Below are 13,357 nucleotides of genomic sequence, written 5' to 3'. Positions count from 1 at the left end.
TTGACAATTGTGCCGCAAAAAGCAGAATTTTGTGGTCAAATCTTTTCAGCATGAAACTACTCTACGCTTTCCTTGCCCTCCTCTTTGCGGCTCAACTTTCCGCCCAAACGACCCCTCATCTGCCGCGCTACCTCACCGAAGAGGAAAAACTCATGTTGCCCCACTTAAAAGCGCCGAGCCAATTGCCGCAAAGCGGATTCACCGACCCGCCCTCCGCACCCGTGCGCACCATGGCAGAGTGGGAAGAATTGCAAGCCTTGCTTATCACTTGGAACGGCAACAGTCAATGGCTAAGCATACTGACCGAAATCGTCAGAGCAGCCAGAGAGGAATGTCGCGTGGTCATCAATTGCGGGAGCCAAAGCACCGTCACAAATGCCCAAAGTATGCTGACGGCAGCCAACGTGGATATTTCCTCCAACGTAGAGTTCGTTGTCGTGCCCAATAATTCAATTTGGATACGTGACTATGGTCCCAATTGCGTGTATGCCAACGACGTGGACTCACTTCTGTTTGTTGACTGGATTTACAACCGCCCTACCCGCCCTCGAGACGACACCATGTCCACCACCCTTGCGCCTTATTTCAACGTGCCGCTTTACAGAACCTTACTTGCACCAAACGATTTGGTGAACACGGGCGGCAATTTTATGTCCGATGGCATGGGGACAGCTTTCTCTTCCGAACTCATACTCGACGAGAACAAGTTTGGCAACAAATACGGCGTAAGCCCCAAAACCGAGCCGCAGATTGACGACATTATCCAAGACTTCATGGGAATCAGACGCTACATCAAAATGGACACGCTCCCATACGATGCCATTCATCACATAGATATGCACATGAAACTGCTCGACGAAGAGACAATCATGGTAGGTCAATATCCCACAGGCGTGGCCGATGGCCCTCAAATAGAGGCCAATATCCAATATGTGCTCAATAATTTTACCTCTTCTTTTGGCACTCCCTACAAAGTCGTCCGCATCCCCATGCCCCCGCACAACAATCTGTACCCGAACAATGGAGGCAACTACCGCACCTACGCGAACGCCGTTTTTGTCAACAAAACCGTCATTGTTCCTTTTTACGAGGAAAAATTCGACACAACCGCCAGACGCATCTGGGAAGGGGCGCTTCCCGGCTACAACATTGTCGGTATCAACTCCAACGCCATCATTCCTTCCCTCGGCGCCATACACTGCATCACCAAAGAAGTCGGCGTGGCCGACCCTTTGCGCATCGTCCACCAAGAACTTCCTTCCTGCATGGACAACGCCGATTGGCCGCTCGGATACCCCGTATGGGCCACCTTGCAGCACAAAAGCGGTATCGCCTCGGCGAAAATCTACTACGCCAACACCCCCGACGGTCCCTGGCAATCCGCCGACCTGCCCTACTACCCGCTTGATGACACTACTTGGACGCACAAGGGCTACATCCCGCTCCAACCCGACGGCAGCACTGTGTACTACTACATAGAAGGAACCGCCAACAATGGCAAAACACTCGCACGCCCCCTGCCAGCACCCAAAGGACATTGGCATTTTTGCACCACTGAAACCGTCAGCACCACAGAAAGCCCAAAGGCACAACTTCTCGACATTTATCCCAACCCAGCATCGGCCATCACGGTCATACCCGTATCCACCACCGCCAAGACATCGGGCAACATTTGGGTATTCAACGCACTAGGCCAGATGGTCGAACACGTTTTTGGCGGAGAGTTCCCGGCAGGCCCATCCAACTACTTCATAGATGCGGCACGCTTTATGCCCGGCACCTATTTCGTGCAGCTTCAAACGGGCAACCAGAACATCTTGAAAAAATTGGTGGTTAAATAGAACATTTGAACAGGCTATGAGATGTTTGTGGGCGAAGACTTTTTCACTGTCTCAAACGAGCATCCCCACAAACACCTCTGGCCAAACCCACTGGTGTTAACAACCTTCAAAAAATATTATTTCAAAGAACGCCCGGCACGCTTGCTCGAAACAAAATTTAATTAAAGCCGTTTCAAATTCCTTTTACCGAAAATTTTTGCAACGAAAAACATCAACCCACGTCTAAGTTGAAAAAAACTTGACATCGGCAGGTTGAAAATCATAACTTTGCAGCCGAAAAAATTCAACACAGCATCTGCACATGAGGCAACTTAAGATTACGAAGTCCATTACCAACCGTGAAAGCCAGTCGCTTGAAAAATATCTGCAAGAAATTGGCAAAGTGGACCTCCTCACCCCCGAAGACGAAGTAGATCTCGCCAAACGCATCAAACAAGGCGACCAGATAGCTCTCGAAAAATTGACAAAAGCCAACCTTCGTTTTGTCGTTTCTGTCGCCAAACAATATCAGAACCAAGGACTTAGCCTTTCTGACCTCATCAACGAAGGCAACCTCGGTCTCATCAAGGCAGCCCAGCGTTTCGACGAAACCCGCGGCTTCAAGTTCATCTCCTACGCCGTGTGGTGGATTCGTCAAAGTATCCTTCAAGCGTTGGCAGAGCAAAGCCGCATCGTGCGTTTGCCGCTCAACAAAGTAGGCTCCCTCAACAAAATCAACAAAGCATTTTCCGAACTGGAACAAACCTTCGAGCGCGAACCCAGCCCCGAAGAGCTTGCCGAACTGCTCGAAATCACCACCGACGAGGTGGAAACCACCCTTGGCGTGGCCGCTCGCCACGTCTCCATGGATGCCCCCTTCGTGGAAGGCGAGGACAACTCGCTGCTCGACGTGCTCGAAAACAACACCATGCCCGGCACCGACGCGCATCTGGAATATGCCGACTCGCTCCGCCGCGAGATAGAACGCTCGTTGGGCACCCTCACCGACCGCCAATGCGATGTTATCAAACTATATTTTGGTATCGGCGTGGAGCACCCCATGTCGCTGGAAGACATCGGCGACAAATTTGGCCTCACCCGCGAGCGGGTTCGCCAAATCAAAGACAAGGCCATCAACAAGTTGCGTGCGACAAGCCGAAGCAAGCTGCTGAAAACATACTTGGGCGCTTAATCACGCCTCCTTATATTCCATTCGTGCGAGAGTCACTCCCAGTAGAGTGGCTCTCGCATTTTTTTTACAAAAATCTACTCGCTCACGTCAACCCTTTCCCCGAAACCTTGTTCCGTTGACATCTCCATCTGTGAGTCCTTTTCCATTTAATCTATGATTATTTCCGAACTCAGGGCAATTTTATTGCTTCTACTTATCCTTTTTGTCACCACTACCAATGCCTCATGCCAAGCGCCTGACAGCACAACTAATTTTCTAATAACAAGCACAACAACAAAAATGAAAGTAGAAATCTGGTCGGACGTGATGTGTCCATTTTGCTACATTGGCAAAAGAAAATTCGAGGAAGCCCTATCACAATTCCCGCATCGAGAAAAGGTCGAGGTAGTGTGGAAAAGTTTCCAACTCGACCCCGATTTGGTGACTGACACTACCAAAAGCGTGAGGCAGTCGCTGGCCGAAAGCAAAGGATGGTCTCTTGAAAAGACCGACGAAGCCATGTCGTACGTCGTGGATATGGCAAAAACGGTGGGCTTGACCTATCAATTTGACAAGGCTGTGGTGGCCAATTCTTTCGATGCACACCGCTTCTCGCACTTGGCCAAAAAGCACGGCCTGCAAGACAAAGCGGAAGAAAGATTGTTTGCCGCATATTTCCTTGAAGGGAAAAACACCGCAGACCATCAAACATTGATTCAAATCGGAACAGAGATAGGCCTCGACTCAAGTGAAGTAAAATTGGCACTCGCCAACAACGAGTACGCCGACGAAGTAAACAAGGATATTGACGACGCTCATCAAATAGGCGTCACGGGCGTGCCATTTTTTCTTTTCAACAGAAAATATGCCGTGACTGGTGCCCGCGATAGCAAGGTCTATCTCAATGCTTTAGAGAAAATTTTTGCAGAGCAGTAAAAAAATTCACGTCGGGTGTTTGTTTTTCTGAAAAACCCGCCCGTAGATTTGCCGCATGAATTTTGACGCTTTTAAAAACGCCACTTGTTGTTGCTGTTGTCCCCGGCCTGCCGGAGCAGCGACGATGGCTTGTTAGTTGAAATTCATCAGGACATAAATTTTCTCCCAACAAGTTTTATCAGACAGCCCTCCGGCGCGCTAAATGCCGGAGGGCTATTTTTTTCACCACTACCATAACTAAATCTACCATCAACCATGAGTTTACGACTTGGCGACATCGCCCCCAACTTCAAAGCCCAAACCACCGCCGGAGAAGTTGACTTTTACGAATACCTCGGCGACGGTTGGGGCATCCTGTTCTCCCATCCTGCCGACTACACCCCCGTCTGCACCACAGAACTCGGCAAAACGGCACATCTCCAAGAGGAGTTCCGCCGCCGCAACACCAAAGTGCTCGCCGTGAGCGTGGACCCGCTCGACAAACACGAAGGCTGGGTGAAAGACATCAACGAGACCCAAAACACAACCGTCAACTTTCCTATTATCGCCGACCCCGACCGCAAAGTAGCTGACCTCTACGGCATGATTCACCCAAATTCTTCCGAAAACTTTACAGTCCGCTCGCTGTTTATCATCGGCCCGGACAAAAAAGTGAAATTGACCATCACTTACCCAGCCTCGACGGGACGCAATTTCCACGAGGTGCTTCGCGTACTGGACTCACTTCAACTCACGGCCAATTACAGCGTCGCAACACCCGCTGACTGGCAACGCGGCGAAGATGTGATTGTGGTGCCAGCCGTCTCGACGGAAGATGCCATCAAAAAATTCCCGAAAGGGGTCAACATCGTGAAACCTTACTTGCGCTACACCCCGCAGCCTGATTTGCAGGATTAAAAAAGGTCATTAAGGGTCATTAAGAAAGGTCATTAAGGGTCATTAAAAAAGGTCATTAAAAAACTCAACATAGTCATGCACTCGTTTTTATCGGCCACTTGTTGTTGCTGTTGTTGCTGTCCTGCTCGGAATACCGAAGCGGCTGCGATGACTTTTGGGCTGACGGGAGTACAGACATGACCCTGTGTTCAAAAAGAGAATTGCGCAAAGCCCTTCGGTATCGAGCCGTAGGGCTTTTGTTTTTTTGTTTATACGGGCCTTTAAAGTTGATTATCAACCCTCATCAACCCTCATCAACCCTCATCAACCCTCATCAACCCTCATCAACCCTCATCAACCCTCATCAACCCTCATCAACCCTCATCAACCCTCATCAACCCTCATCAACCCTCATCAACCCTCATCGACCCTCATCGACCCTCATCAACCCTCATCAACCCTCATCAACCCTCATCAACCCTCATCGACCCTCATCAACCCTCATCAACCCTCATCAACCCTCATCAACCCTCATCAACCCTCATCGACCCTCATCAACCCCCATCAACCCCCATCAACCCTCATCAACCCTCATCAACCCTCATCAACTTTTATCAATGTACATCGAACACTTAATTCAGGCCGACATTGATTTGCTTTCCCGCTTGCGGCAAGTGGGACAGAAGATTGGCAACACGCCCGTTCACCATATAAGCGGCTTGTTTTCCCAAAAAGGCGCTCGGATTTACGCCAAAAAAGAGTGGGAACAACTATCCGGCAGCGTGAAAGCACGGGCGGCGTTCAATATCATCCGAGCGGCGGTGCAAAACGGCGACTTGCATCGCGGCAAAATCCTGCTGGATGCGACGAGTGGCAACACGGGCATCGCTTACGCGGCCATCGCCAAAGAACTGGGTTTGCGGGTAGCACTTTGCCTACCGGAAAATGCCTCGCCGGAGCGCAAAACCATCCTGCAATCGTTGGGCGCAGAAATCATTTTTACCTCAAAATTTGAAGGAACCGACGGCGCACAGGAAGTCGCCCGCGAACTGGCGACCGAGCGCCCCGACCTTTATTTCTACGCCGACCAATACAAAAACGACAACAACTGGAAGGCACACTACCAGCAAACGGCACTGGAAATTTTTGAGTCTTTCCCGCAAGTCACACATTTCGTGGCAGGCTTGGGTACAACCGGGACTTTCACTGGCACTGGCCGACGGCTGAAAGAGTTGAATCCTGATATTCAGTTGGTCGCATTGCAGCCGGACTCGGCTTTGCATGGTTTGGAAGGCTGGAAACATTTGGAGACGGCGGTGGTGCCGGGCATTTACGATAAAAACTTGGCCGACGAGTTTCTCGAAATTGACACCACCGAAGCCTACGAAATCATCAAAGCCGCCAAACAACACGAAGGCTTGTTGCTCAGCCCCTCGTCGGCGGCCAATTTGGCTGGCGCTATCAAAGTTGCCGAAAAATTGGAGACCGGGACGGTCTTCACCATTTTGCCCGACAACGCCGACAAATACGGCGAAGTCATCAAAAAACTCTTTTAAAAACACTTGTCCACGTTTACTAAACCTTTGGAGGTTTAGTAAACGTATGACCTAAAAAATCACTCCCAATGACCTAAATTTCTCTCAATGACTATGTTACAAATCGAACCGAACATCGAACAAATGATGCTGGACGATGCCATACAGGCCTTCCCTGACGAGTGCTGCGGCTTTTTGTTTGGCAAAGAAGAAGGCGGCGACCGCGTTTTGACGGATATTTTGGTGGTCAACAACGCCAAAGAAGGCGACAAGCGCCGCCGCTTTGAAATCGCCCCCAAAGACTACCTCAAAGCCGAACGTTATGCCGAAAAAACAGGCCAAACGCTCTTGGCCGTCTATCATTCGCACCCAAACCATCCGGCCATCCCATCCGAACACGACCGCGTCGCCGCGCAGCCGTTTTTCTCCTATCTTATTGTTTCTGTGCAGAATGGAGCAATTGACCACACCCGCTCGTGGCGGCTGAACGACGACCAGCAATTTGAAGAAGAAACCATCAACGAATTAGTGGTTGATGAGGGTTGATAAAGGTTGATGAGGGTTGATGAGGGTTGATGAAGGTTGATGAGGGTTGATGAAGGTTGATGAGGGTTGATGAGGGTTGATGAAGGTTGATAAAGGTTTATTATGGAGAGTGTTCAGAAAAGTGTGTCAAAACATACCGGATGTTTTCTTTTTACGCAATACACGCCGCGCTTAAGGGAATGTAAATTATTGAAAACCAAAACTCTGTGCCCTTCGTGCCTCTGTGTTTTCTTATCGTCTCCCTTGGGATGACACAGTTTTCTGAACACTCTCTTATTATGTTGACCATCAACCTTTATCAACCCTCATCAACCTTCATCAACCCTCATCAACCCTCATCAACCTTTATCAACCCTCATCAACCCTCATCAACCTTCATCAACCCTCATCAACCTTTATCAACCCTCATCAACCCTCATCAACCCTCATCAACCCTCATCAACCTTCATCAACCCTCATCAACCCTCATCAACCTTCATCAACCCTCATCAACCCTCATCAACTTTTATCAACCAAGCAAATAAAATTATGGCAACCGTCATCATTCCCACGCCTTTGCGCAAATTCACCAACAACACAGCCAAGTTGGACATCTCGGCTGGCACCGTCGAAGAAGCCTTGCTCGACCTTTCGGCAAATTATCCCGACCTCAAAAAACACCTGTTCGACGAGGGAGGCCAGATTCGCACTTTTCTCAACATCTTCATCGGTGAGGACGATATCCGCGACTTGCAGGAGGGCAAAACGCCTTTGCAGGCAGGCACGGTCGTGAGTATCGTGCCTGCGATTGCCGGAGGCTAAAAATTTAAGGGGTTGAGTGCCGATTTTTCGACCATCTCAACCCCTCAACACTCTTCATTTTCAAAACTTTAAAAGCAAAAAACAATGCCGTCTCATACAGCAATTCAATTTTCAAAACCAGAGCTGGCGCGTTACAACCGCCACATCATCATCCCGGAATTTGGCCTCGAAGCCCAGCAAAAACTCAAAGCCGCCAAAGTTTTGGTCATCGGTTCGGGTGGCCTCGGTAGTCCTGTGTTGCTCTATCTCGCAGCAGCGGGCGTCGGCACCATCGGTATCGTGGACTTCGACCGCGTGGACGACAGCAACCTGCAACGCCAGGTCTTGTTCGGCGTGGAATCAGTCGGCCAACCCAAAGTCGAAGCCGCCAAACGTCGCCTTGAAGCCTTGAACCCACACATTCAAATCAACGTGTACGACACGCTCATCAACTCTCAAAACGCCCTCGACCTCGTCAAGGACTACGACGTGGTGGCCGACGGCACGGACAATTTTCCGACGCGCTACCTCGTGAACGATGCTTGCGTATTGCTCGGAAAAACAAACGTTTATGCGTCCATTTTCCAGTTTGAAGGGCAGGTGTCGGTGTTCAACTATCGCAACGCCGCAGGGGAGTGGGGGCCAAACTACCGCGACCTCTATCCCACACCGCCGCCGCCGGGTTTGGTGCCGAGCTGCGCAGAGGGCGGGGTTTTGGGCGTTTTGCCCGGCATCATCGGCAGTATGCAGGCCAGCGAAGTCATCAAAGTTATCACGGGGGTAGGAGAGCCGTTGAGTGGTCGTTTCTTCATTTTTGACGCTTTAAATTTTGAAACCCGCACCTTCAAAATCAAACGCCGCGACGACAATCCCATCAACGGGAAAAATCCGACCATCACGCAACTCATTGACTACGAAATGTTTTGCGGGATGAAAGTCGTGGAGCGCCCGGTGAAAGAAATCACCGTACAGGAATTTTTGCAATGGCAAACGCTCGGCGAGAAATACCAGTTGATTGACGTGCGTGAACCACACGAATACGAAGCCGCGAACATCGGCGCCGAATTGATTCCGCTCGCCACGGTTGCCGCAAACGCCGCTCGTTTTGAAAAAGACACAAAAGTTGTCGTGCATTGCCGTTCAGGCGTGCGCAGCGCCAAAGCCATTCGGGAGTTGGAAGACAAATTTGGTTTCGACAATCTGTACAATTTGAAAGGCGGTATTTTGGCCTATTTGGAAGAAGTGCAGCCGGAATTGGCAAAATCTTGAACACCGTATGAGCACGTTTACCAAACCTGCAAGGTTTAGCAAACGTGTCGTGCTCGTTGACGGTTGTTTGTTGTTCGTTTTCAACAAATTCTCAATTTTACATCGCATGAATTTCAACGCCTTGCAATTCGCCATTTGTTGTTGCTGTTGCTGTCCCACTCCGGTCACCCGAAGCGGCTGCGATGCATTTTTGGCGAACAAAATCCAAGTTTGACAAAAACACATTTCAGCATAAAAGCCCTTCGGTGTACGCACACCGAGGGGCTTTTTGTTTTGACAGGATTTACATGACAAACAGGTTTTAAAAACTTGCATTTCAAAAAGATAATATCCTGTCAATCATGTGAATCCTGTCAAAAAAAAACACCCGTCCCATGCTAAATTCAACACACAAACTCCCAGACATCGAATCCAATTTGCGAAAGCGAAGTCCGCTCGAATCGCTGGCTTTTCTGGCCGAACAGTTCGCCGGCCGGGCCGTGTTCAGCACCAGTTTTGGTATCGAAGACCAAGTCGTCGCGCACCTGATTTTTACGAACAAACTCCCGATTCGCGTTTTCACCCTCGACACGGGACGCAATTTTCAGGAAACTTACTCCACATGGGCGCGTACCCTCGAACGCTACCAACAACCCATCGAGGTTTTTTACCCTCAAGCCGCCGCCGTCGAAACGCTATTGGCCGAAAAAGGCCCCAACAGTTTCTACCACTCCGTCGAAAACCGCAAGGAATGTTGCCACATCCGCAAAGTGGAGCCGCTCAGCCGGGCTTTGAAAGGGCAACACCTCTGGGTCACTGGCATCCGCGCCGAACAATCGCCCAACCGCCACAACATGACTTCCCTCGAATGGGATGAACCACACCAACTTTTCAAATTCCACCCACTCTTCGACTGGACTTTCCAACAAGTGCGCGACTTCGTGCGCGAGCACAACATTCCCTACAACCCCCTGCACGACAAGGGTTTTGTCAGCATCGGCTGCGCTCCCTGCACTCGCGCCATCCGCGAGGGGGAGGATTTTCGTGCCGGTCGCTGGTGGTGGGAGGATGCTTCCAAAAAAGAATGCGGCCTCCACGATGTAGGCCGGAAAGGTATTCCGGCATGATTGATTCTGAAACTCAAACTAAATACTTGCCGGAATATCATTTCGGCTTGCTGAAAAATATGTCAAAACGCTTTGATTATCTTGATAATTTAGAAGCCCAAGCCATCCACATCTTGCGCGAAGTCGCTGGTCAATTCGAGCGGCCCGCCTTACTTTTTTCAGGAGGAAAGGACTCCATCACGCTCGTGCGTCTGGCCGAAAAAGCCTTTCGCCCTGGCAAGTTTCCGTTCCCATTGGTGCATATTGACACAGGTCACAATTTCCGGGAAGTCATCGAATACCGCGACCGTTTGGCAGCACAGTTGGGAGAAAAACTCATCGTCCGAAAAGTAGAGGATACGATTCGGCGGCAAGGCTTGACCGACGGAACAGGCAAATATCCCAGCCGCAACGCGCTGCAAGCCAATACTTTATTGGAAACGATTGAGGAGTTTGAATTTGATGCCTGCATCGGTGGCGCACGACGCGATGAGGAAAAAGCCCGCGCCAAAGAACGCATTTTCAGCATACGCGACGAGTTCGGCGCTTGGGACCCAAAACGTCAGCGCCCCGAACTCTGGGACATTTACAACGGCGCCATTCGCAAAGGCGAGAACGTGCGCGTGTTTCCGATTTCCAACTGGACGGAACTCGACGTGTGGAACTACATCCGCCGCGAGGGTATCGAACTGCCAGAGATTTATTTTTCCCATTCCCGCGACCTCGTAGTCACTCCTGGCGGCCAATTGCTCGCCGTTACCGAACACATCCGCCTCGACCCGGAAGATGAAATCACCGTCCGCGACGTACGCTTCCGCACCGTCGGCGATGCCACTTGTACCGCCGCTGTTGAGAGCCTAGCCACAACGGTAGATGACATTATTCAAGACATTTTGACAACAAAAATTTCCGAACGCGGCGCGACAAGGTTGGACGACAGACTCTCTGAGGCCGCCATGGAAGACCGGAAAAAGAACGGGTATTTCTAACTGCACACCGGAACGCTGTTCCGGCGAATCCAATGAATAAATCAAAGCCGGAACAGCATTCCGGCGTACAACAATTTGACAATGAACATTCTACGATTCATAACCGCAGGCTCCGTGGACGACGGCAAAAGCACCTTAATCGGTCGCTTACTCTACGACTCGAAGGCCGTTTCGCACGACATCCTGCACACGCTCGAACGCCAAAGCCGCAACAAGCCCGACGGCGAACTCGACCTCTCGTTGCTCACCGACGGCCTCCGCGCCGAGCGCGAGCAGGGCATTACGATTGATGTGGCTTACAAGTATTTCAACACCCCGCGCCGAAAATTCATCATCGCCGACGCGCCGGGTCACGTTCAATACACCCGCAACATGGTGACCGGGGCGAGCAACGCTGACCTCGCCATCATCCTGATTGACGCACGACACGGCGTGGTGGAGCAAACCCACCGCCACAGCCTCGTCGCGTCGCTCATGGGCATCCCCCACATCGTGGTGGCCGTGAACAAAATGGACTTGGTTGGCTATGAAGAAGAGGCATTTTACCGCATCGCCGCCGACTATCAAAAACTGGCACAAAAACTTGATTTGCAAGAAGTTTTGTTCATCCCAATCAGTGCCTACGTCGGCGACAACGTCGTGAGCCGTTCGCAAAACACGACTTGGTACGAGGGGCCGACATTGCTCGAACATTTGGAAACCGTCGAACTGAGCCACGATTTGCCGGAAGACGAAGCGCGTTTTCAGGTACAATACGTCATCCGTCCGCGCATGGAAGAATTGCACGATTACCGGGCCTATGCGGGGGCGATTCGCAGCGGTTTTTTCAAAAAAGGAGACCGGGTGCGAGTGTTGCCGGCAGGCATCGAGACCACTATCAAGGCCATCGAAGTCCACCAGCAAGAAGTCGAAGAAGCCTTTGCGCCGCAGCCTGTCGTCCTGCATTTGGAAGATGATATTGACATCTCGCGCGGCGACTCGATTGTGCGCCTCGAAGACGCGCAACCCGCTGTAAGCCAAGACATTGAACTCGGCATCTGCTGGATGAGCGAGCGCCCGCTACAAGTCGGCGACCGCTACTTGCTGCGTCACAATGCCGCTACCGTCAAGGCCATCGTCAGGGAAATTCGCCACCGCACCGACGTACACACGTTTGAGCAGCAACCTGCCGAACAACTGAAACTCAACGACATCGCCCAAGTCCGGCTCCGTACTGCTCAGCCGCTCGTGTTCGACGCTTACAAGAAAAACCGCGCCACCGGCGGCCTGATTTTGATTAATGCAAACACCTTCGACACCGTCGCGGCAGGGATGCTCCACGCGCCAGATTCTTTGTCATTCCGTAGGAATCTGTCCACGTCGCGAGAGCAAACTACGAGCGGACAGATCCTTACAGGATGACAAAAAATCGCGACAAAAAACAATCTTGTAAATCATGATAATCCTGTCAAAAAAATAAAAACATCATGTCCCATCTCATTGGTTTTCAACTCATCAACGAACGCGGCACCATCATCAGCCAGCCTGTTCAGAAAAATATCCAGCCCCGCCTCAGCGTCGTCGGCGCAGGCATCGGCGACCCCGAACACATCACCTTGAAAGCCGTCAAGGCTTTGCAAAGCGCCGACGCTGTGCTGTATGATGCTTTGGTCAATGAAGAATTGTTGAGCTACGCCTCGCCCAGCGCGGCGAAAGTGTATGTCGGCAAGCGGCGTGGCGAAAAAGCCTTCACGCAGGAAGAAATCAACGAGCGCATCGTGGCTTATGCCCATTGCTGTGGCCATGTCGTGCGGCTCAAAGGCGGCGACCCATTCGTGTTCGGGCGTGGGTTGGAAGAAATGCAATACGCTCAAAGCCAGGGCATTCCGGTGGAATATATCCCCGGTGTATCGAGCGCCATAGCCGGAGCGGGCGCGGCGGGCATCGCTGTCACGACGCGCGGCGCGAGCCGGGGTTTTTGGGCGTTGACCGCCACCACCGATACGGGCGATTTGAATCCCGAAATTTTTACCGCTGCCGACTCCGATGCGACCATCGTTGTCCTCATGGGCATCGCAAAAATCGCCGACATCACGCTGGCCTTTATGACTGCTGGGAAAACCGATATGCCCGTAGCCGTGATTCAAAACGCCACTTTGCCAACCCAGCGAGAAGTCTTCGGAACGGTCGCCGACATCGTCGAAAAAGTGCAGGAATCGGGCATTAGAAGCCCGGCCGTGATTGTGATTGGGGAGGTGGTGCGACACAGGTTTCAAAACAACTACACGCTGGACGAGACCACGTTTACGAAACTTCAAAAAGTTTCGTAAACGTGGCATTCAACCTCAACCTTTTTCAACCCCTCTTCTAA

Annotated in this window: 13 protein-coding genes; all 13 read left to right on the top strand. The window is 51.2% G+C overall.

Annotation, left to right across the window (positions count from 1 at the left end; genetic code table 11):
- Window positions 1-50: 50 nt before the first annotated feature.
- The 13 genes from KIS77_07420 to cobA all read left to right on the top strand — a co-directional run bounded on the left by KIS77_07420 (window position 51) and on the right by cobA (window position 13,316).
- On the top strand, window positions 51-1,841 hold the full coding sequence (locus tag KIS77_07420) for an agmatine deiminase family protein (GenBank protein ID MCW5922153.1): 1,791 nt from the start codon (window positions 51-53) through the stop codon (window positions 1,839-1,841).
- A 301-nt stretch (window positions 1,842-2,142) separates the two neighbouring features.
- Window positions 2,143-3,012, top strand: coding sequence for an RNA polymerase sigma factor RpoD/SigA (locus KIS77_07415; protein MCW5922152.1), 870 nt, complete (start codon window positions 2,143-2,145; stop codon window positions 3,010-3,012).
- Window positions 3,013-3,291: 279 nt separating this feature from the next.
- Complete coding sequence (locus KIS77_07410; GenBank protein MCW5922151.1) at window positions 3,292-3,927, top strand: DsbA family oxidoreductase; 636 nt, start codon at window positions 3,292-3,294, stop codon at window positions 3,925-3,927.
- A 255-nt stretch (window positions 3,928-4,182) separates the two neighbouring features.
- Window positions 4,183-4,824: a peroxiredoxin gene (locus KIS77_07405; protein MCW5922150.1), complete on the top strand. Its 642-nt coding sequence runs from the start codon at window positions 4,183-4,185 to the stop codon at window positions 4,822-4,824.
- A 266-nt stretch (window positions 4,825-5,090) separates the two neighbouring features.
- Complete coding sequence (locus tag KIS77_07400) at window positions 5,091-6,359, top strand: pyridoxal-phosphate dependent enzyme (GenBank protein MCW5922149.1); 1,269 nt, start codon at window positions 5,091-5,093, stop codon at window positions 6,357-6,359.
- 93 nt (window positions 6,360-6,452) lie between these two features.
- On the top strand, window positions 6,453-6,884 hold the full coding sequence (locus KIS77_07395; GenBank protein ID MCW5922148.1) for a M67 family metallopeptidase: 432 nt from the start codon (window positions 6,453-6,455) through the stop codon (window positions 6,882-6,884).
- 278 nt (window positions 6,885-7,162) lie between these two features.
- Window positions 7,163-7,408, top strand: coding sequence for a hypothetical protein (locus KIS77_07390; protein ID MCW5922147.1), 246 nt, complete (start codon window positions 7,163-7,165; stop codon window positions 7,406-7,408).
- A gap of 4 nt (window positions 7,409-7,412) precedes the next feature.
- Window positions 7,413-7,685, top strand: coding sequence for a MoaD/ThiS family protein (locus tag KIS77_07385; protein ID MCW5922146.1), 273 nt, complete (start codon window positions 7,413-7,415; stop codon window positions 7,683-7,685).
- A gap of 84 nt (window positions 7,686-7,769) precedes the next feature.
- Window positions 7,770-8,933: a molybdopterin-synthase adenylyltransferase MoeB gene (gene moeB, locus KIS77_07380; protein MCW5922145.1), complete on the top strand. Its 1,164-nt coding sequence runs from the start codon at window positions 7,770-7,772 to the stop codon at window positions 8,931-8,933.
- 374 nt (window positions 8,934-9,307) lie between these two features.
- Window positions 9,308-10,039 carry a phosphoadenylyl-sulfate reductase gene (locus tag KIS77_07375; GenBank protein MCW5922144.1) on the top strand — a complete coding sequence of 244 codons (732 nt, stop codon included), beginning with the start codon at window positions 9,308-9,310 and terminating at the stop codon, window positions 10,037-10,039.
- A 59-nt stretch (window positions 10,040-10,098) separates the two neighbouring features.
- Window positions 10,099-11,007: a sulfate adenylyltransferase subunit CysD gene (gene cysD, locus KIS77_07370; GenBank protein MCW5922143.1), complete on the top strand. Its 909-nt coding sequence runs from the start codon at window positions 10,099-10,101 to the stop codon at window positions 11,005-11,007.
- Window positions 11,008-11,088: 81 nt separating this feature from the next.
- Complete coding sequence (locus tag KIS77_07365; protein ID MCW5922142.1) at window positions 11,089-12,408, top strand: GTP-binding protein; 1,320 nt, start codon at window positions 11,089-11,091, stop codon at window positions 12,406-12,408.
- A 65-nt stretch (window positions 12,409-12,473) separates the two neighbouring features.
- Complete coding sequence (gene cobA, locus KIS77_07360; protein ID MCW5922141.1) at window positions 12,474-13,316, top strand: uroporphyrinogen-III C-methyltransferase; 843 nt, start codon at window positions 12,474-12,476, stop codon at window positions 13,314-13,316.
- Window positions 13,317-13,357 lie beyond the last annotated feature (41 nt).

It is taken from the genome of Saprospiraceae bacterium, from assembly GCA_026129545.1.
Classification (GTDB): domain Bacteria; phylum Bacteroidota; class Bacteroidia; order Chitinophagales; family Saprospiraceae; genus M3007.
Note: the sequence above shows the minus strand (reverse complement) of the source record. Positions and strands in the feature narration are given on the sequence as shown.

Bases quoted from the DNA above. Each gene is read 5' to 3' on its own strand.
- moeB (MCW5922145.1), top strand. From the start codon at position 7,770: ATGCCGTCTCATACAGCAATTCAATTTTCAAAACCAGAGCTGGCGCGT.
- KIS77_07375 (MCW5922144.1), top strand. From the start codon at position 9,308: ATGCTAAATTCAACACACAAACTCCCAGACATCGAATCCAATTTGCGA.
- cobA (MCW5922141.1), top strand. From the start codon at position 12,474: ATGTCCCATCTCATTGGTTTTCAACTCATCAACGAACGCGGCACCATC.
- KIS77_07395 (MCW5922148.1), top strand. From the start codon at position 6,453: ATGTTACAAATCGAACCGAACATCGAACAAATGATGCTGGACGATGCC.
- KIS77_07385 (MCW5922146.1), top strand. From the start codon at position 7,413: ATGGCAACCGTCATCATTCCCACGCCTTTGCGCAAATTCACCAACAAC.
- cysD (MCW5922143.1), top strand. From the start codon at position 10,099: ATGTCAAAACGCTTTGATTATCTTGATAATTTAGAAGCCCAAGCCATC.
- KIS77_07405 (MCW5922150.1), top strand. From the start codon at position 4,183: ATGAGTTTACGACTTGGCGACATCGCCCCCAACTTCAAAGCCCAAACC.
- KIS77_07420 (MCW5922153.1), top strand. From the start codon at position 51: ATGAAACTACTCTACGCTTTCCTTGCCCTCCTCTTTGCGGCTCAACTT.
- KIS77_07390 (MCW5922147.1), top strand. From the start codon at position 7,163: ATGTTGACCATCAACCTTTATCAACCCTCATCAACCTTCATCAACCCT.
- KIS77_07365 (MCW5922142.1), top strand. From the start codon at position 11,089: ATGAACATTCTACGATTCATAACCGCAGGCTCCGTGGACGACGGCAAA.
- KIS77_07415 (MCW5922152.1), top strand. From the start codon at position 2,143: ATGAGGCAACTTAAGATTACGAAGTCCATTACCAACCGTGAAAGCCAG.
- KIS77_07410 (MCW5922151.1), top strand. From the start codon at position 3,292: ATGAAAGTAGAAATCTGGTCGGACGTGATGTGTCCATTTTGCTACATT.